This window comes from Streptomyces sp. 8N616 (assembly GCF_052246385.1).
Taxonomy (GTDB): domain Bacteria; phylum Actinomycetota; class Actinomycetes; order Streptomycetales; family Streptomycetaceae; genus Streptomyces.
Genome location: NZ_JBQQBY010000006.1, coordinates 29,632 through 48,197 on the forward strand (window position 1 = coordinate 29,632; position 18,566 = coordinate 48,197).

General features: G+C 72.4%; 14 protein-coding genes and 1 pseudogene. 10 read left to right on the forward strand and 5 right to left on the reverse strand.

Features of this window, described 5'->3' with window-relative positions; translation table 11 throughout:
* Window positions 1–199 precede the first annotated feature (199 nt).
* From ACTWQC_RS07115 to ACTWQC_RS07125, 3 genes are all read right to left on the reverse strand, one after another.
* On the reverse strand, window positions 200–1,219 hold the full coding sequence (locus ACTWQC_RS07115; protein WP_443314688.1) for a Gfo/Idh/MocA family protein: 1,020 nt from the start codon (window positions 1,217–1,219) through the stop codon (window positions 200–202).
* A 287-nt stretch (window positions 1,220–1,506) separates the two neighbouring features.
* Window positions 1,507–2,526: a Gfo/Idh/MocA family protein gene (locus ACTWQC_RS07120; protein ID WP_443314689.1), complete on the reverse strand. Its 1,020-nt coding sequence runs from the start codon at window positions 2,524–2,526 to the stop codon at window positions 1,507–1,509.
* A gap of 97 nt (window positions 2,527–2,623) precedes the next feature.
* The gene (locus ACTWQC_RS07125) at window positions 2,624–3,550 is read right to left on the reverse strand and encodes a sugar phosphate isomerase/epimerase family protein (protein WP_443314690.1); all 927 of its coding nucleotides are present in this window, start codon (window positions 3,548–3,550) and stop codon (window positions 2,624–2,626) included.
* A 213-nt stretch (window positions 3,551–3,763) separates the two neighbouring features.
* Here ACTWQC_RS07125 and iolC point away from each other — a divergent pair.
* The 8 genes and pseudogenes from iolC (at window position 3,764) to ACTWQC_RS07165 (ending at window position 14,422) form a co-directional block, all read left to right on the forward strand.
* A pseudogene (gene iolC, locus ACTWQC_RS07130) lies at window positions 3,764–4,809 on the forward strand (5-dehydro-2-deoxygluconokinase).
* A 51-nt stretch (window positions 4,810–4,860) separates the two neighbouring features.
* On the forward strand, window positions 4,861–5,751 hold the full coding sequence (gene iolB, locus ACTWQC_RS07135; protein ID WP_443314691.1) for a 5-deoxy-glucuronate isomerase: 891 nt from the start codon (window positions 4,861–4,863) through the stop codon (window positions 5,749–5,751).
* The gene (iolD, locus tag ACTWQC_RS07140; RefSeq protein WP_443314692.1) at window positions 5,748–7,634 is read left to right on the forward strand and encodes a 3D-(3,5/4)-trihydroxycyclohexane-1,2-dione acylhydrolase (decyclizing); all 1,887 of its coding nucleotides are present in this window, start codon (window positions 5,748–5,750) and stop codon (window positions 7,632–7,634) included. The genes iolB and iolD overlap by 4 nt, the downstream gene beginning before the upstream one ends.
* 50 nt (window positions 7,635–7,684) lie before the next feature.
* Entirely contained in the window at window positions 7,685–9,205 is a 1,521-nt protein-coding gene (mmsA, locus tag ACTWQC_RS07145) for a CoA-acylating methylmalonate-semialdehyde dehydrogenase (protein WP_443314693.1), read from the forward strand.
* A 133-nt stretch (window positions 9,206–9,338) separates the two neighbouring features.
* Window positions 9,339–10,079 (forward strand): flavodoxin family protein, encoded by a 741-nt coding sequence (locus ACTWQC_RS07150; protein ID WP_443314694.1) that lies wholly within the window; start codon window positions 9,339–9,341, stop codon window positions 10,077–10,079.
* A gap of 131 nt (window positions 10,080–10,210) precedes the next feature.
* Entirely contained in the window at window positions 10,211–13,084 is a 2,874-nt protein-coding gene (locus tag ACTWQC_RS07155; RefSeq protein ID WP_443314695.1) for an alpha/beta fold hydrolase, read from the forward strand.
* Complete coding sequence (locus tag ACTWQC_RS07160; protein ID WP_443314696.1) at window positions 13,081–13,959, forward strand: ABC transporter permease; 879 nt, start codon at window positions 13,081–13,083, stop codon at window positions 13,957–13,959. Before ACTWQC_RS07155 ends, ACTWQC_RS07160 begins: the two co-directional genes overlap by 4 nt.
* 46 nt (window positions 13,960–14,005) lie before the next feature.
* Window positions 14,006–14,422 (forward strand): TIGR03668 family PPOX class F420-dependent oxidoreductase, encoded by a 417-nt coding sequence (locus tag ACTWQC_RS07165; protein ID WP_443314697.1) that lies wholly within the window; start codon window positions 14,006–14,008, stop codon window positions 14,420–14,422.
* 27 nt (window positions 14,423–14,449) lie between these two features.
* Here the strand turns inward: ACTWQC_RS07165 and ACTWQC_RS07170 are convergent, their stop codons facing one another.
* The gene (locus ACTWQC_RS07170; RefSeq protein ID WP_443314698.1) at window positions 14,450–15,748 is read right to left on the reverse strand and encodes an SLC13 family permease; all 1,299 of its coding nucleotides are present in this window, start codon (window positions 15,746–15,748) and stop codon (window positions 14,450–14,452) included.
* 19 nt (window positions 15,749–15,767) lie between these two features.
* Window positions 15,768–16,229 (reverse strand): CBS domain-containing protein, encoded by a 462-nt coding sequence (locus ACTWQC_RS07175; protein WP_443314699.1) that lies wholly within the window; start codon window positions 16,227–16,229, stop codon window positions 15,768–15,770.
* 183 nt (window positions 16,230–16,412) lie between these two features.
* On the opposite strand from ACTWQC_RS07175, the gene ACTWQC_RS07180 reads away from it, so the two are divergent.
* Window positions 16,413–17,780, forward strand: coding sequence for a TrkH family potassium uptake protein (locus tag ACTWQC_RS07180; protein ID WP_443314700.1), 1,368 nt, complete (start codon window positions 16,413–16,415; stop codon window positions 17,778–17,780).
* Complete coding sequence (locus ACTWQC_RS07185) at window positions 17,773–18,492, forward strand: potassium channel family protein (RefSeq protein WP_443314701.1); 720 nt, start codon at window positions 17,773–17,775, stop codon at window positions 18,490–18,492. Before ACTWQC_RS07180 ends, ACTWQC_RS07185 begins: the two co-directional genes overlap by 8 nt.
* The last annotated feature ends 74 nt before the right edge of the window (window positions 18,493–18,566 follow it).

The following is an 18,566-nucleotide window of genomic DNA, read 5'->3' on the forward strand; positions in this document are numbered from 1 at the left end:
CAACGACACGGTTCGAGCACAGGGGAGGGGCTGTTGACCGGCTGTGACGCGAAACACGCGCAATCGTGACAACTGTGGCAAAGGCCGGACCAAAGGGGGGAGGAGCCAACAGGTCATCGGCGGGCCGAAACCGACGAAAGACCGACCGCCGGCGAATACCGAAGGCCAGCGAGGGTCGGGGATCAGCGAAGACCGAAGATCAGTGAAGATCGGCGATCAGCTTGCTCATCTCCGTCAGCCGGACCGGCCGGCGCTCGGTTCGCGACAGCTCGCAGGCTTCGGCGACCAGCAGCGCGTGCAGGGCGTCCTGGCCGGAGCAGGGGTTCGGGGCCTCACCGCTCGCTGCCTGTACGAAGGCCGCGAGTTCGGCCCGGTAGGCCGGAGCGAAGCGCTCCAGGAAACCGGTCCAAGGGCGGGCGGGGGGCTCGGGGCCCCCGGGTTCCGCGGAGGTGAAGGGCGTACGGGCGTCGAGCCCGACGACGAGCTGGTCGCGCTCGCCGGAGAGTTCCATGCGTACGTCGTAGCCTGCGCCGTTGTAGCGGGTGGCGGTGGCGGTGACGAGGGTGCTGTCGTCCAGGGTGAGCAGCGCCGCCGCGGTGTCCACGTCTCCGGCCTCGCGGAAGAACGCGGCCCCGCCGTTGGCGCCGGTGGCGAACACCTCGACGACCTCACGGCCCGTCAGCCACCGTACGACGTCGAAGTCGTGCACCAGGCAGTCCCGGATGAGCCCGCCGGAGAGGGGGAGGAACGAGGGGGGCGGCGGGACGGGGTCGGAGGTGATGGCCCGGATGGTGTGCAGCCTGCCGAGCCGCCCGGCCTGTACGGCCTCCTTGGCCGCCCGGTACCCGGCGTCGAACCGCCGCTGGAAGCCCATGTGCAGCATGGTCCCGGCCGATTCGACCTCCCGGAGGGCGCGGACCGTCCCGGCCAGGTCGAGGGCGACCGGCTTCTCGCAGTAGGCGGGCAGACCTGCGCGGGCGGCGCGGATGATCAGTTCGGCGTGGGAGGCCGTGGCGGTGGCGATCGCCACGGCGTCGACGCCCGCGGCGAAGACGGCGTCCACCGACTCCGCCGCCCGCGCGCCGATCCGGTCGGCGAGCTCTGCGGCCCGGCCGCTGTCCACGTCCCCGATCAGCACGCTGTCGACACCAGGCGTGGCCTGCAGGGCTTCGGCGTGGAAGGCGCCGATGCGGCCCGCGCCGAGGAATCCGATACGCATAGGTCAGCTCCAGTGGCGGGTGAGATATTCGTCGGTCAACGGGGGTGGCGGGGTGGCGGGGTGTCGGGGTGTCGGGGTGTCGGGGTGGCCCGGTGGAGTCCTCGCGGCGCGGCGAGAGCTCGGTCCACTCGCAGCCCAGCTCGGCCGCCAGTCGTGGCAGTTCGAGCGGCGGGGCCTTACGCGGGGTGGCGGGGGATCAGCCCGGGTGACGGCGACCGGTCTGCCCAGCCGGCCCTGTCTGCCCAGTCGGCCCTGTCGGCCCTGCCGCTCCAGCCGGACCCGCCGACTCAGCGGTAGAGCGCGGGGCGCTCGACCAGGTTCGTGGACGTACGCTCGCCGGTGGCCTGGGCCCGTACGCCCGCCTCGCAGACCGCGGCGGCCGCATAGCCGTCCCAGGCGGTGGGACCCTCCACCTCGCCGCGTCGCGTCGCGTCCACCCACTGCTGAACCTCGCGGTCGTAGGCGTCCTCGAAGCGGGAGACGAAGTCCGCGTCGATCTCGCCGCCCCAGCGGCCCGCCGCGTTGGTGACCATGGCGTGCCCGTCGCCGACCCGCGCGCTGCCGGATTCGCACACCGCCTCGCACTGCACCTGGTAGCCCCAGCCGCAGTTGACGAAGATCTCCACGTCCACGACCGCGCCGCCGGCCGTCTCGAAGAGGACGAACTGGGGGTCGGCCAGGCCGTCCGGGGCAGCGCTCGACGGACGCGGACGCAGCACGGTCACCGCCGTGATCTCCTGCTCCAGCAGCCAGCGGGTGGTGTCGATCTCGTGCACCACCGAGTCGTTGATCATCATCTGGCTGGTGAAGCCGGGCGGGGTCGAGGCGTTGCGGTGCCGGCAGTGCAGCAGCAGAGTCCGGCCGAACTGCCCGCTGTCCAGCAGCGCTTTGAGCTTCAGGTATTCGGCGTCGTAGCGCCGCATGAAACCGACCTGCACCCGCCGGTGCCCCAGCTTCTGCTCCGCCTCCAGCACGCGCAGGGCCGAGGCGGCGTCGGGGGTGAGCGGCTTCTCGCACAGCACGGGCAGATCGCGCTCGAAGGCCTGGAGCAGGGCGGCCTCGTGGACGGGGCCCGGCGAGGCGATGAGGACCGCATCGACGTCGGGGGAGGCCATGGCGCCGGCCGGGTCGGTGTAGGCCGTGCAGCCGTCGATCCCGTCGGCGAGCTGCTTGGCCCGCTCGGCGTCGATGTCGACGACCGCGGCGACCCGCGCGCCGCTGGTGACGGCGTTGATCCGGCGGACGTGGTCGGCGCCCATCCTCCCGGTGCCGATCACGGCTACGCCGAGTGTTCCGTGCTTCGTCATGGTGTCCCTCGAGGAGTCGTTGCTGGCGTTCGTGTTCGGGCTGTGGGCCGGGGCCCAGCGGGCGAGCGGGGCAGGGGGCGGGGAAAGGGAACGGGGCCTACGCGCCGCAGCTGCGGAGGAAGCGGCGGGTGCGCTCGGCGATCGGGTACGGCCGGTCCGGCGGGCAGGGGTACATGTCCTGCTCGACGATCGCGAACAGGTCGACACCCAGACCCTGCGCCGCGGCCAGCACGGGCTCCAGCTCCGGTACGCCGTTCGGCGGCTCGCACATCACCCCCCGCCGGACCGCGGGGCCGAAGGGCACCCCGTTCTCGACGACGTCGGCGAGGATCTCCGGGTCGACCTGCTTGAGGTGCAGATAGCCGATCCGCTCGCCGTAGGTCTCGATGAGCTTGACGCTGTCGCCGCCGCAGTAGGCGTAGTGACCGGTGTCCAGGCAGAGGTTGACGACGTCGGAGTCGGTCGCGTCCAGGAAGCGGGCGACGTTCTCCTCGCCGTCGATGTGGGTGTCGGCGTGCGGGTGGACGACGATGCCGAGCCCGTACCGCTCGCGCACCTCGCGGCCGAGGCGCTCCATGCCGGTGGCCAGGTCGCGCCACTGCTCGGCGGTGAGCACAGGGCTCTCCAGCTGCTCGGCGGTCTTGTCGTCGCGCCAGAAGGCCGGGATGACGACGAGGTGCCGGGCGCCCATGGCGCGGGTCAGTTCGGCCACCTGGGCGACGTGCTCCCAGGTGGACTCCCAGACGGCGGGACCGCGGTGCAGCGCGGTGAAGACCGTGCCCGCCGAGACCGTGAGACCGCGGCGGCCGGTCTCGTCGGCGAGCCTGGCGGGGTCGGTGGGGAGGTAGCCGTACGGGCCGAGCTCGATCCAGGAGTAGCCGGCCTGCGCGACCTCGTCGAGGAAGCGCTGCCAGGGGACTTGCTGCGGGTCGTCGGGGAACCACACTCCCCAGGAGTCGGGTGCGGAGCCGACCCGGATCCGGTCGAGTGCGGGAGCGGGGGACAGGGGCTGGCTGGCTGTCATGCCGCGTAGCCTTCACCCCGCTCCGGCGAGTGTCAAGACTTCGTCCTGACATAAGGACGTAACGTCAATTCTGTCTTTGGTCGGCACCCTGGCGCCTCACGTCAGGTCCGGATGTAAGGACAAACTATTGACGGTGTACGACGGTCAGGGCTACACCTGTCACCGGGCCGGCCCGGCCGAGCGGACCAAAGCCGAGCGAACGAAGGGGCGCACATGCCTGAGCCGTACGAGCCGGACGACCCCAACAGCCCGTATGACCTGATCACGATGGGCCGGATCGGGGTCGATGTCTACCCGCTCCAGACCGGCGTGCCACTGGCCCAGGTCGAGACGTTCGGGAAGTTCCTCGGCGGCTCTCCCACCAATGTCGCCGTCGCCGCCGCCCGGCTCGGCCGCCGCGCCGCCGTCATCAGCCGCACGGGTGACGACCCGTTCGGCCATTACATTCACCATGCGCTGCGCGGCTTCGGCGTCGACGACCGCTGGGTGACCGCCGTCGGCCGGTACCCCACGCCCGTCACCTTCTGCGAGATCTTCCCGCCCGACGACTTCCCGCTGTACTTCTACCGGGAGCCGAAGGCGCCGGACCTGGAGATCGCCGCGGACGACCTCGACCTGGACGCCGTCTGCTCGGCCCGGGTGTTCTGGATGACCGGCACCGGGCTGTGCGAGGAGCCGAGCCGCTCCGCGACTCTGGCCGCCCTGGAAGCGCGGAGTGCGGCGCGGGGCGCGTACGGGTCGGGCGCGGCCGCCACGGTATTCGACCTCGACTGGCGTCCGATGTTGTGGCCTGCGGGCGGATCGACGGCCTGTCTGCCGAAGGCGGCGCCCGCCCGGACTACGCCGAAGCCCTCGCGCACGCCACCGTCGCCGTCGGCAACCTCGACGAGTGCGAGGTCGCCACCGGCGAGCGTGAACCCCGCCTCGCGGCCGAGGCGCTGCTCGACGCGGGCGTGCAGCTCGCCGTCGTCAAGCAGGGCCCCAAGGGCGTCCTCGCCGTGCACCGCGACGGTACCGCGGCCGAGGTCCCGCCCGTTCCCGTCGAAGTGGTCAACGGCCTCGGCGCGGGCGACGCGTTCGGCGGGGCGCTGTGCCACGGGCTGCTCGCCGGCTGGGACCTGCGGCGCACGATGCGGTACGCCAACGCCGCGGGCGCCATCGTCGCCTCCCGGCTCGCCTGCTCCTCCGCGATGCCCACCGAGGCCGAGATCGAGGACCTCCTGGCCCCGCGCCTGACACCGCACAGGGCCCGCGCCTGACACCGCACCTGGCCCGTGCCTGACACCGCACACCGCAGGAGACTTGAACCCATGACTCCCACCAGCTTCCACCTCCCGGCCGGGAGCGCGGCCGACGGCCCGTACGCCGTGGACATCGATCCGAAGAAGGCGGGCTGGGGCTACTCCGGCCTGCGCGTCCTGGAGCTGCCGCCCGGCGGCTGGCACACCTTCGGGACCGAGGACAGCGAGTGGATCGTGCTGCCGCTGTCCGGCGCCTGCACGGTGGCCACCGAGGGCGAGGCCTTCCGGCTTCACGGCCGCGAGAGCGTCTTCGCGGGCGTGACGGACTTCGCGTACGTGCCGCGCGACACCCAGGTGTCCATCGCCTCGCGCCGCGGCGGCCGCTTCGCGCTCGCCGGGGCCCGCTGCGAGCGCCGCCTGCCCGCGCGCTACGGCCCCGCATCACATGTGCCGGTCGAGCTGCGCGGCGCAGGGAACTGCTCCCGCCAGGTCAACAACTTCGGCGCGGCAGGGGCTTTCGAGGCGGACAGGCTGATCGCGGTGGAGGTTTTGACCCCCGGCGGCAACTGGTCCTCGTACCCGCCGCACAAGCACGACGAGGACCGCCCGGGCGAGGAGTCCGAGCTGGAGGAGATCTACTACTTCGAGATCGCCCCGGCGCACGGCACCGAAGGGCTCGGCTACCACCGGGTCTCGCCGTCCAGGACCGGCGGCACCGACGTCCTCGCCGAGGTCCGCACCGGCGACGCCGTGCTCATCCCCGACGGCTGGCACGGCCCGTCCATCGCCGCGCCGGGACACGGCATGTACTACCTCAACGTCATGGCGGGCCCCGGCGCTGAGCGCGCGTGGCTGATCTGCGACCACCCCGACCACACCTGGATCCGCTCCACCTGGCCCGAACAGCCCGTCGACCCACGTCTGCCGCTCTACGAAGCCCCAGCTGGAGGCCCCCGATGACCACTCGCCCGACCCGCCGGCTCACCGTCGCCCAGGCGCTGGTGGAGTTTCTGTCCCGGCAGTACGCCGAGCGGGACGGCCGGCGGCACCGGCTGATCGGCGCCTGCTGGGGCATCTTCGGCCACGGCAATGTCGCGGGCCTCGGCCAGGCGCTGCTGGAAACCGGCGGTGAGCGCATGCCGTACCTCCAGGGACGCAACGAACAGGCCATGGTCCACGCGGCCGTCGGCTACGCCCGGCAGTCCAACCGGCTGTCCGCGCACGCCGTCACGACCTCCATCGGCCCCGGCGCCACCAACCTCGTCACCGGAGCCGCCCTGGCCACGGTCAACCGGCTCCCGGTCCTGCTGCTGCCCGGCGACGTCTTCGCCACCCGGCCCGCGGACCCGGTCCTCCAGCAGCTCGAGGTCCCGTACGCGGGGGACATCTCCGTCAACGACTGTCTGCGCCCGGTCTCGAGGTATTTCGACCGGATCGTCAGGCCGGAGTCGCTGATCCCGGCCGCCCTCCAGGCCATGCGGGTCCTCACCGACCCGGCCGACACCGGCGCCGTCACCCTCGCCCTCCCGCAGGACGTCCAGGCCGAAGCCTTCGACTGGCCGGAGGACTTCTTCGCGGAGCGGATCTGGCACGTCCGCCGCCCCGCGCCCGACGCCCACGCCCTCGCCGAAGCAGCCGGAGCCGTACGGGCCGCCGCCCGGCCGCTGATCATCGCGGGCGGCGGCATCCACCACAGCGAGGCCGAGGACGCCCTGAAGGCGCTGGCCGACGCGACCGGCATCCCGGTCGCCTCCACCCAGGCGGGCAAGGGCTCGCTGCGCCACGACCACCCCGCCGACGTCGGCGGCATCGGCCACACCGGCACGGCAGTCGCCGACGACCTCGCCCGCGCGGCCGACCTGGTCATCGGCGTCGGCACCCGCTATACCGACTTCACCACCGCCTCCGGCACCCTCTTCGCGAACCCGGCGGTGCGGTTCCTCAACCTGAACGTCACGCCCTTCGACGCCCACAAGATGGCCGGGCTCGCGCTGGTCGCCGACGCGCGCGCCGGGCTCGAAGCGCTCGCCGGAGCCCTGAGCGGCCACCGTGTCGACCAGCTCTACGAGATCGAGTACCGCGCGGGCAAGGAGCGCTGGGAGCAGGAGGTCGACCGTGCGTACGGGGCCGCGGACGAGACCGTACGGCCGAGCCAGACGCAGCTGCTCGGCGCGCTGGACGCGGTGGTCGGCGACGCGGACGTGGTCGTCAACGCAGCCGGCTCCCTCCCCGGTGACCTGCACAAACTGTGGCGGGCCCGGTCCCCGCGCCAGTACCACCTCGAGTACGGCTACTCCTGCATGGGCTACGAGATCCCGGCCGCCATCGGCGTACGGCTGGCCGCCCCCGACCGCCCGGTGTGGGCCCTGGTCGGCGACGGCACGTATCTGATGATGCCGACCGAGATCGTCACCGCGGTCCAGGAGGGCATCAACATCAACCTCGTCCTCGTCCAGAACCACGGCTACGCATCGATCGGCGGGCTCTCCGAGGCGACGGGCGGCGAGCGCTTCGGCACCGCCTACCGCTTCCGGGCGGACGACGGCACGTACACCGGCGACCCGCTGCCCGTCGACCTGGCCGCCAACGCCGCCAGCCTCGGCATGGCCGTGCTCCGCGCGAAGACCGTCCGTGAGCTGCGGGAAGCGCTGGCCGCCGCCCGCGCCTCGGATCGCCCCACATGTGTCTATGTGGAGACCGAAACAGCCGACACAGTGTCCGGCGCGCCCGCCGCGCAGGCGTGGTGGGATGTTCCTGTAGCCGAGACCGCCACCCGCCCGGCAGCCGTGAAGGCCCGGGAGGAGTACGACCGGCGTGCAGCCGGCCGCCGCCGCCACCTCTGACCGGCGCCCCCACCCTTCGCGCCCAGACTCTCGAGAAAGGCTTCGCACTCATGAAGACCATCGACCACTGGATCGGCGGGAAGTCCGTCGAGGGCGCGTCCGGCACCTACGGCCCGGTGACCGACCCGGCGACGGGTGTGCAGACCACCCGGGTCGCGCTCGCCTCCGCCGACGAGGTCGACGCCGCCGTGGCCGCCGCCAAGGCCGCGTACGAGACCTGGGGGACCTCCTCGCTCGCCGCGCGCACCGCGGTCCTCTTCCGCTACCGGGCGCTGCTCGACGCCCACCGCGACGAGATCGCCGAGCTGATCACCGCCGAGCACGGCAAGGTCCACTCCGACGCGCTCGGCGAGGTCGCCCGCGGCCTGGAGATCGTCGAGCTGGCCTGCGGGATCACCACCCAGCTCAAGGGCGAGCTGTCCACCCAGGTCTCCAGCCGCGTGGACGTGGCCGCGATCCGGCAGCCGCTCGGCGTCGTCGCGGGCATCACGCCGTTCAACTTCCCCGCCATGGTGCCGATGTGGATGTTCCCGCTCGCCATCGCCTGCGGAAACACCTTCGTCCTCAAGCCGAGCGAGAAGGACCCGTCGCCCGCGATCCGGCTCGCCGAGCTGGCGGCGGAGGCCGGCCTTCCGGACGGTGTGCTGAATGTCGTCAACGGTGACAAGGTCGCCGTCGACCGGCTGCTCGAGCACCCGGACGTCGCGGCCGTCTCCTTCGTCGGCTCCACCCCGATCGCCCGCTACATCCACACCACCGCCTCCGCCAACGGCAAGCGCGTCCAGGCGCTCGGCGGCGCGAAGAACCACATGCTGGTCCTCCCCGACGCCGACCTGGACGCGGCCGCCGACGCCGCAGTCTCCGCCGCGTACGGCTCGGCGGGCGAGCGCTGCATGGCCGTCTCGGCCGTCGTCGCGGTCGGCGCGACCGGCGATGAGCTGGTGCGGAAGATCCGCGACCGCGCCGAGAAGGTCAAGATCGGCCCCGGCGACGACCCGACCTCGGAGATGGGCCCGCTGATCACCAAGGCCCACCGCGACAAGGTCGCCTCGTACGTGCACGGGGCGGCGGAGCAGGGCGCCGAGGTCGTGCTCGACGGCACCGGCTTCACCGTCGAGGGCTACGAGGACGGCCACTGGATCGGACTCTCGCTGCTCGACCGGGTCCCGGCGGACGCGGACGCGTACCAGGACGAGATCTTCGGCCCGGTGCTGTGCGTGCTGCGCGCCGAGACGTACGAGGAGGGCGTCGCCCTCATCAACGCCTCGCCGTACGGCAACGGCACCGCCGTCTTCACCCGCGACGGCGGCGCCGCCCGCCGGTTCCAGCTGGAGGTCCAGGCGGGCATGGTCGGCGTGAACGTGCCGATCCCGGTCCCCGTGGGCTACCACTCCTTCGGCGGCTGGAAGGACTCCCTCTTCGGCGACCACCACATCTACGGCAACGACGGCGTGCACTTCTACACCCGCGGCAAGGTCGTCACCACACGCTGGGCCGACCCTGCTGAATATTCGGCCTCCGGCCGGGGCTCAGCCGGCGGCGTGGACCTCGGCTTCCCGAAGAACCACTGACGCAACCGACGACACTGACGGCCGAACGGTCGCAGCGCGTCACACGGCCCGGCGGCATGCCGGGCCGTGTCGCGTCCCGGGCACAACCCCGCGTGGTGAGCTGAGCGCGGGGCGCCGACCCGAGGAGGAGACCGTGACCGCATCCGCCGACGCAGGCCGGACCAGGCCCCCGCGGCGCTACGACGACCTGCGCGCGCTGTTCATCAACTGCACGTTGAAGGGGTCGCCTCAGACCAGCAACACCCAGGGCCTGGTCGACATCAGCCGCGGCATCATGGAGCGGGAAGGCGTGCAGGTGGACCAGATCCGCGCCGCCGACCACGACATCGCCACCGGCGTCTGGCCGGACATGACCGAGCACGGCGCCGCGAGCGACGAGTGGCCCCAGCTCTACGAGCGGGTGCTGGCCGCCGACATCCTGGTCCTGGCGGGACCCATCTGGCTGGGCGACAACGGCTCGGTGACCAAGTGCGTCGTCGAGCGCCTCTACAGCTGCTCGTCGCTCCTCAACGACGCCGGCCAGTACGCGTACTACGGCCGCGCCGGCGGCTGCCTGATCACCGGCAACGAGGACGGCGTCAAGCACTGCGCGATGAACCTGCTCTACAGCCTGCAGCACCTGGGTTACGCCATCCCGCCGCAGTCCGACGCGGGCTGGATCGGCGAAGTGGGGCCGGGACCGTCCTACCTCGACACCGACTCCGGCGGCCCGCAGAACGACTTCACCAACCGCAACACCACCTTCATGACCTGGAACCTGCTCCACCTGGCCGGGCTCCTGAAAGACGCCGGCGGCTTCCCCGCGTACGGCAACCAGCGCTCGGAGTGGGACGCGGGCTGCCGCTACGACTTCGAGAACCCCGAGCACCGCTGAACGCTGCCCCGTTGACCCGTCCGTCTACCGCGTCCGCGGTATGCCGCTGGGCGGGTCTACTCCTCAGGGAGATGCCGGATTCCGACCCGGGGGCGGCCGGTATGTCACTTGGCGTCCGTAGGATCCGAGGCATGGATCTCCGCATGCCCCGGCCCCGCTTCAGGCCCCGGCTCCGCCCCCGGGCGCCGGGCAAGCCCCCGCGGCGCCGGCGGCTGCTCGCCGGCGCCGCCGTCCTCGCCGTCCTCGCCGGGGCCGCCACCTGGACCGTCGCCTCCGGCGGTGAGGCGTCGGTGCGCCGCGAGGACCGTATCCTCGCCGCGCCCGAATCGCCGGGCAGCGAGAAGGAGGTGCGGATCGACACCTCCTTCTTCACGTCGGACTCGGGCGCAGGCCCCCGCCCCGCCGTCCTCCTCGGGCACGGCTTCGGCGGCAGCAAGGACCGGATGCGCGGCGAGGCCGAGAAGCTGGCCCGCGAGGGATACGCGGTGCTGACCTGGTCGGCGCGCGGCTTCGGGAAGTCCACGGGGCGGATCGGCATCAACGACCCGGACCACGAGGTGGCCGACGTCAGCATGCTGATCGACTGGCTGGCAAAGCGGCCCGAGGTGCGGCTCGACGGCGGCGGCGACCCGCGCGTCGGTGTCGCAGGCGCCTCGTACGGCGGCGCGATCTCGCTGCTCGCCGCCGGGTACGACGAGCGCGTCGACGCCATCGCCCCGCAGAACACGTACTGGAACCTGGCCGACGCGCTGTTCCCGCATGGGGTGTTCAAGCGCCTGTGGGCCGGCATCTTCTTCACCACGGGCTCGGCCCCGACCCCACCCGGCTCCGACGACGGCGCCGAGGCCCCGGGCGGCGCGGGACCCGCGGGCGCGGGCGGCGGCGGGCAGCAGGGCGGCGCCGCGTCCGCCGAGGCCGGCACCGAAGGGCCGGAAGGACCCGGCTCAACGGCCCCCGGATGCGGGCGGTTCGAGACCGCCCTGTGCGAGATGTACGAGCGGGTCGCCGTCGCGGGGAAGCCGGACGCCGAGGCGCGCGAGATGCTCGCGGACCGCAGTCCGTCCGCCGTCGGGGACCGGATCAAGGTGCCCGCGCTGATCCTCCAGGGCCAGACCGACTCCCTCTTCCCCCTCGACCACGCCGACGCGATGGCCAAGCGGATCCGGGCCAACGGCGCGCCCGTCGCCGTCGACTGGCTCGCCGGCGGGCACGACGGGGGTGACCAGGAGACCGACCGGGTGCGGGAGCGCGTCACGGCGTGGTTCGACCGCTACCTCAAGGGCGAAGAGGCCACCGACACGGGCCCGGCCTTCCGCGTCTCGCGCACCGGCGGCATCGACTCCACCAACGGCCGCGCCCTGCTGCGCGGCGCGACCGGCGACCGCTACCCGGGTCTCGACGGCGCACAGCCCCGTACGGTCGCGCTGACCGGCCGCGAGCAGCGGATCCACAACCCGGCCGGGGCCAACCCGCCCGCGATCTCCACCGTGCCGGGCGCGGGCGGCCTCTCCCAGCTGGCCACCTTCGGGGTCGGGGTGTCCGTCGACTTCCCGGGCCAGTTCGCGAGTTTCGAATCCCGGCCCCTGCCCTCGGGCCTGCGCGTCACCGGCTCCCCGTCCGTGCGCGTGAAGGTCAAGGCCCCCACGGACGATCTCGTGCTCTTCGCCAAGGTCTACGACATCGGGCCCGACGGCGCCAGCGTGCTGCCCTCGCAGCTCGTGGCGCCCGTCCGGGTCACCGGCGCGCAGGACGGCAGGGAGCTCGAGCTGCGGCTGCCCGCCGTCGACCACAACTTCCAGGCCGGGCACCGGATGCGGCTCGTGCTGACCACCACCGACCTCGCGTACGCGTCCCCGGCCGAGCCCGCCACGTACTCCATCGCCCTGGACGGGGCGGGCGCAAAGGCCGGGCCCGGGGGCGGCGGCGCGCTGACCCTGCCCACCGCGCCGGACGTGCAGACCGGCTACGAGGCCCTGCCGTGGTGGACCTGGGGACTGCCGCTCGCGGGCGCGGCCGCCGCGGCTGCCCTGCTGCTCACCGGCCGCCGCCGTACCGCGACCCCGGCTCCCGACCCGGCGCTCGCGGACGTACCCCTGCAGATCACGGACTTGAGCAAGCGCTACGCCAAGTCCGCGGACCGGTATGCCGTGCGCGAGCTGTCCTTCCGCGTCGAGCGCGGCCAGGTGCTGGGCCTGCTCGGTCCCAACGGCGCGGGCAAGACCACCACCCTGCGCATGCTCATGGGTCTCATCCGGCCCGACGGCGGCGAGATCCACATCTTCGGACACGCCGTCAGGCCGGGCGCGCCGGTGCTGTCGCGGGTCGGCGCGTTCGTCGAGGGCGCGGGCTTCCTGCCGCACCTGTCCGGGCGGGCCAACCTCGACCTGTACTGGCAGGCCACCGGCCGCCCGCCGGAGGATGCGCACCTCGAGGAGGCTCTGGAGATCGCCGGGCTCGGCGACGCCCTGCAGCGCGCCGTGCGCACGTACTCGCAGGGCATGCGGCAGCGGCTGGCCATCGCCCAGGCCATGCTCGGACTGCCGGACCTGCTGATCCTCGACGAGCCGACCAACGGCCTGGACCCGCCGCAGATCCGCGAGATGCGCGAGGTGCTGATCCGGTACGCGGCCGCGGGGCGGACCGTCATCGTCTCCAGCCACCTCCTCGCCGAGGTCGAGCAGAGCTGCACGCACCTGGTCGTGATGGACCGCGGGCAGCTGGTCAGCGCCGGGCCGGTCGCGGAGATCACCGGCAGCGGGGACACGCTGCTGGTGGGTGTGGCGGGCGGCCCGCCGTCCGATGGCGCGGTGGACAAGGTCGCGGCGCTGCCGGGCGTCGGCTCCGCGGTGCGCAGTGACGAGGGCCTGCTCGTACGGCTGGACGGGCTCACCACCCCGGAACTGCTCGTCGAGCTGGTCCGGTTGGAGATCCCGGTGGAGCGGGTCGGCCCGCACCGGCGCCTGGAGGACGCGTTCCTCACCCTGATCGGAGGAGACAGCTCGTGACCGTACGGGACATCGGGGCCGGGGCGGCACAGGCGGACTCGGCCCCCGGCTACCGCGCGCGCCACACCCTGCCCCTGCGCGTGGAGGCGATGCGCCAGCTGCGCCGCCGCCGCACGCTGGTGGTCGCCGGGGTGCTGGCCGCCCTGCCGTTCATACTGATCGCCGCCTTCGCCATCGGCGGCGACCCGGACCGCGACGGCGGCCAGGTGACGCTGATCGACACGGCCACCTCCTCCGGCGCGAACTTCGCCGCGACCTGCCTCTTCGTCTCGGCGGGCTTCCTGCTGGTGGTGCCGGTCGCGCTGTTCTGCGGCGACACGGTCGCCTCGGAGGCGAGCTGGTCCTCGCTGCGCTACCTGCTGGCGGCGCCCGTGCCGCGCGCCCGGCTGCTGCTCAGCAAGCTCACGGTGGCGCTGGCCTTCAGCGCGGCGGCGATGGTCCTGCTGCCGGTGGTCGCGCTCGTTGCGGGCACGGCGGCCTACGGCTGGGGCGACCTGCAGATCCCCACCGGCGGCGCCCTCGACCCGGGCACGGCCCTGCCGCGGCTCGCGGTCGTCGTCGCGTACATCTTCGTCAGCCAGCTCATCACCGCCGCCCTCGCCTTCTGGCTTTCGACGGTGACGGACGCCCCGCTGGGCGCGGTCGGCGGCGCGGTGGGCCTGACCATCGTCGGCAACGTCCTCGACCAGGTCACGGCGCTCGGCTCGTGGCGCGACTTCCTGCCCGCGCACTGGCAGTTCGCCTGGGCCGACGCGCTCCAGCCGCAGCTGGAGTGGGGCGGCATGATCAAGGGCACGGCGGTCTCGGTGGCGTACGCGCTGGTGCTCTTCGCCCTCGCCTTCCGCGGGTTCCGCACCAAGGACGTGGTGTCGTGACGCGTGTTCGCCGGGCGGCGGGACGCTGCGCCCGTACGGTCGGGGCATGAATCTCGATCCGGCCGAGGCGCGGTGGCGCTTCGGGGCTTCGCCGGTCGCCCGCCTGGCCACCGTGAGCGGCGGCGGGCAGCCGCACCTGGTGCCCGTCACCTTCGCGCTGGAGGGCGACGCGCTGCACTTCGCCGTCGACCACAAGCCCAAGCGCAGCCAGGACCTCCGGAGGCTGCGCAACATCCGGGAGAACGAGCGCGTCGCCCTGCTGGCCGATCACTACGCGGACGACTGGTCCGCCCTGTGGTGGGCCCGCGCCGACGGGACCGCGGAGATCGTGGAGGACGAGGCGGGCCGGACGCATCCCGTGGGGCTGCTGCGCGCCAAGTACCCGCAGTACGACGACCGGCCCCCGGAGGGGCCGGTCGTCACGATCACCGTGAGCCGCTGGTCCGGCTGGTCCTACGCCTGAGTGCTCCTGAGTGCTCCTCAGCGGCCGTCACGCCAGCACGAAGTACCGCAGCCAGATCCAGACCGCCGACAGCCCCACCGTCACGGCCGTCACCACCAGCCCGTACCGGGTGAACTCCCAGAAGCCGATGGGCGTGCGGTTGCGCTCGGCGATGCCCAGCACCACGACGTTCGCGGATGCGCCGATCGGCGTGGCGTTGCCGCCGAGGTCGGCGCCCAGGGCGAGCGCCCACCACAGCACGTGATCGCCGCCGCCCGCCACATTCCGTACCAGGTCGCTGGTGATCGGCGCCATCGTGGCCACGTACGGGATGTTGTCGACGATGCCGGAGAACACGGCGGAAGCCCACAACAACATCATCGAGCCGCCGAGTTCATGACCGCCGATCGCGTCCGCGAGCGCCTGCGAGACATCGGAGATCACACCGGTCTCGATGAGGCCGCCGACCATGATGAACAGGCCCGCGAAGAAGGCGAGGGTCGGCCACTCGACCTCGCTCAGCGCATCGCTCGTCTCCGCCGCGGAGACCGCGACCAGCAGACCGGCGCCGAGCAGGGCGACCACGCTCGGCTCGTAGTGGAGCACGGGGTGCAGCACGAAGCCCGCCACGACCACGGCGAGCACGGCCAGGCCCTGGATCAGCAGCCGCGGGTCACGGATCGCCTCGCGCTCCTCCAGGGCCATGACCTCCTCCGCCCGCTTCTCGTCGTAGACGAAGGACCTGCGGAAGAGGAAGCGGCTCAGGCCGATCAGCACCACCGTCAGGACGGCGCTGAGCGGGGCGAGATGGACCAGGAAGTCGTTGAAGGTCAGGCCGGCGCGGCTGGCGATGATGATGTTGGGCGGGTCGCCGACGAGGGTGGCGGTTCCGCCGATGTTCGAGGCGAAGACCTCGGCGATGAGGAAGGGGACGACGGGCAGGCCGAGGCGCTCGCAGACCAGCAGCGTGACGGGGGCGATCAGCAGGACCGTGGTGACGTTGTCCAGCACGGCGGAGGCCACTGCGGTGATGAGGATCAGCATGACCATCACCCGGAAGGGCCTGGCGCGGGCGCGCTTCACCGCCCAGATCGCCAGGTACTCGAACATGCCGGTCTTCTTCAGCACCCCGACGATCATCATCATCCCGAGCAGCAGGAAGACGACGTTCCAGTCCACACCGCTGCGCTCGGAGTAGAAGGCGGAGGAGTCGTCGGTCGCCCGGATCGCCAGCATCAGACCGGCGCCGGCGAGCGCGGCGGCCACCCGGTGCACCCACTCGCCGATGATCACGGTGTACGTGCCCGCGAAGATCGCGATCGCTGCCCAGCTCTGCCAGTCGTTCATCCCGCTCGCACCTCCCCCCTCACGACGCCACCGCCAGCAGCCTGTTGAGCAGATGGGAGGCGGTGACCACACCGAGCAGACGCAGTCCCGCCTTGTCCCTCGCGCAGACCGCCACCAGCGGGCTGCGCGCCCGCGCCATCAGGGCGGCGACCTCGAGCGCGGTGTCGTCGGGCGCGGCGATCGGCGGCTCGGGAAAGCTGCGCGGCAGGCAGTCGCCCACCCGCCGCCCCTGAAGCGCGGAGGCCAGCCGGTCGGCGTGCTGCTCGTCCACGACCGCGGCGAGGTTCGGGTCCTCGATGACATACGGCGGCACGAGCACCTTCACCAGCTGCGAGGCCGGCAGGATCGCCTTGGGCGTGCCGACCGCGTCGAGTACGAGCAGCCCCGGCAGCCTGTGCTCGGCCATCAGCCGGGCCGCGTCGAGCGCGTCGCTGTCCACGGTCACCGACTCGTACTCCACAGCCAGGTCGCGTGCGCGCATGGCCGGCTCCCTTCCGTCCGGACCGCCCGGGAGCGTCTCGTCCGGGACCGTCGTCCACGAGGAACATAACGGGGCGAATGTCTCCACGGAGAACGCCCAGCGCGCCGGTAGGGTGACGCGCACCGCTGAGAGATCGGCCGGAGCGGCGGAAGGGTTGGTGCGGTGGCCACAGGTGCGGCGTGGATGCGACGGCCCTGGTGGTCCCGGCTGATCGCCCACCCTGCCCGCGCCGGTGTCTTCGCCTTCGCCCTGGCGATCGTCGCGGGTGCCCTGCTGCTCACCCTGCCGCTCGCCGCTCAGGACGGCACAGCCACGAACCCGCTGACCACCGTGTTCACGTCCACCTCCGCAGTGTGCGTCACCGGCCTCGCGGTCGTCGACACCGGCACGTACTGGAGCGGCTTCGGCCAGTCCGTCATCCTGGGCCTGATCCAGGTCGGCGGCTTCGGCATCATGACCTTCGCCTCGCTGCTCGGCCTGCTCGTCTCCGGGCGGCTGAGGCTGCGGATGCAGCTCACGGCGCAGGCGGAGACGAAGACCTTGGGCATCGGGGACGTACGCCGGGTGCTCCTCGGCGTCGCCGCCACCACGCTCGCCGTGGAGCTGGCAGTCGGCGCGGTCCTCGCCCTGCGCCTCCGCTTCGGGTACGGGCGGACGGTGGGCGAGGCGGCGTTCAGCGGCTTCTTCCACGCCGTATCCGCCTTCAACAACGCTGGGTTCGGCCTGCACGCGGACAGTCTGGTGGGTTATACCGACGACCCCTGGGTGACCCTTCCCATCGCCGCGGCTGTCATCCTCGGCGGCATCGGCTTCCCTGTCCTGCTGGAGCTGCTGCGCGGCAGCCGCCAGGGCACCCGCAGCGGGGCCGCCCGCCACTGGTCGCTCCACACGCGGCTCACCGTGGGCACGACCGCCGTCCTGCTGGTCGCGGGCACCGCGCTGACGCTCGGGCTGGAGTGGTCCAACCCCGGGACCATCGGCCTCTTTTCGTGGCCGCACAAGCTCCTGAGCGGCTTCTTCTACTCCGCGATGAGCCGCACTGCGGGCTTCAACGCCATCGATGTCGCCGCGCTGGAACCCGCCACACTCCTGGGAACGTGCATCCTCATGTTCATCGGCGGCGGTAGCGCGGGCACCGCAGGCGGCATCAAGGTCACCACCTTCGCCGTACTGGCCGCCGCCATCTTGGCCGAGGCTCGCGGCGACACCGCGGTGGATGTGATGGGCCGTAGGATCGCGCCGTCCGCCCTCAGGCAGGCGCTGACCGTCGCACTCGTTGGGGTGGGCTGCGTCATCGGGGCGACGCTCGCCCTGCTGACCGTCGCCGGGGACGCGGCCTTCGAAGCCGTCCTGTTCGAGGCCGTCTCGGCCTTCGCCACGGTCGGCCTGTCCACCGGCATCACCCCGGACCTGCCGGATCCCGCCCTGGTCGTCCTGATCGGCCTCATGTTCGTCGGCCGGCTCGGGCCCATCACCCTGGCCTCGGCCCTGGCCCTGCGCGAGCGTGCCCGCCGCTACCAACTCCCCGAGGAGCGACCCGTCATTGGCTAGCACGCACCTGAACAAGTTCCGCGCCCGCCGCCGGGCCCACCGCGGGATGCGCAAGCCGGAAGAGGCGGCCCGGGTCGCGGTGATCGGCCTCGGCCGGTTCGGCAGCTCCCTCGCCCTGGAGCTGACGCGGCGGGGCTGGGACGTCCTCGGCGTCGACTCCGACCCCCGCATCATCCAGCAGCTCAGCGGCGAACTGACCCACGCCGTGGTCGCCGACTGCACCGACCCCCAGGCACTGACCCAGCTGGGCGTCACCGAGTTCACCCGCGCGGTCGTCGGCATCGGCACCGACCTGGAGTCCAGCATCCTGGTCACCTCCAACCTCGCGGGCGCCGGCGTGCCCAACATCTGGTCCAGGGCGTCGAGCCGCCAGCACGCCGAGATCCTGGAACGCGTGGGCGCCCACCATGTCGTCCTGCCCGAGCACGAGATGGGCGAGCGCGTCGCCCACCTGGTCACCGGGCGGATGCTGGATTTCATCGAGTTCGACAGCGACTACGCGCTGATCAAGACGATCGCCCCGAAGGCGGTCGGCGGGATGCCGCTCGGCGAGAGCCGGGTGCGGAGCAGATACGGGATCACCGTCGTCGGCATCAAGCGCCCGGGCGCCGACTTCACGTACGCGACCGCCGAGACCGTGGTCCGGCCCGGCGACGTGATCGTCGTCACCGGAAAGACCCAGGCGGTGGAGAACTTCGCCGAATTGGCTTGATCCATGACGTCCCGTCGGACGAACAGGCATCCTCTATCGGGTGCCTTCCCTGCCGTTCCAGCTGCCGTTTCCGC

Bases quoted from the DNA above. Each gene is read 5' to 3' on its own strand.
- ACTWQC_RS07170 (WP_443314698.1), bottom strand. From the start codon at position 15,748: ATGAACGACTGGCAGAGCTGGGCAGCGATCGCGATCTTCGCGGGCACG.
- ACTWQC_RS07115 (WP_443314688.1), bottom strand. From the start codon at position 1,219: ATGCGTATCGGATTCCTCGGCGCGGGCCGCATCGGCGCCTTCCACGCC.
- ACTWQC_RS07120 (WP_443314689.1), bottom strand. From the start codon at position 2,526: ATGACGAAGCACGGAACACTCGGCGTAGCCGTGATCGGCACCGGGAGG.
- ACTWQC_RS07125 (WP_443314690.1), bottom strand. From the start codon at position 3,550: ATGACAGCCAGCCAGCCCCTGTCCCCCGCTCCCGCACTCGACCGGATC.
- iolB (WP_443314691.1), top strand. From the start codon at position 4,861: ATGACTCCCACCAGCTTCCACCTCCCGGCCGGGAGCGCGGCCGACGGC.
- mmsA (WP_443314693.1), top strand. From the start codon at position 7,685: ATGAAGACCATCGACCACTGGATCGGCGGGAAGTCCGTCGAGGGCGCG.
- ACTWQC_RS07155 (WP_443314695.1), top strand. From the start codon at position 10,211: ATGGATCTCCGCATGCCCCGGCCCCGCTTCAGGCCCCGGCTCCGCCCC.
- ACTWQC_RS07165 (WP_443314697.1), top strand. From the start codon at position 14,006: ATGAATCTCGATCCGGCCGAGGCGCGGTGGCGCTTCGGGGCTTCGCCG.
- ACTWQC_RS07180 (WP_443314700.1), top strand. From the start codon at position 16,413: ATGCGACGGCCCTGGTGGTCCCGGCTGATCGCCCACCCTGCCCGCGCC.
- ACTWQC_RS07175 (WP_443314699.1), bottom strand. From the start codon at position 16,229: ATGCGCGCACGCGACCTGGCTGTGGAGTACGAGTCGGTGACCGTGGAC.
- iolD (WP_443314692.1), top strand. From the start codon at position 5,748: ATGACCACTCGCCCGACCCGCCGGCTCACCGTCGCCCAGGCGCTGGTG.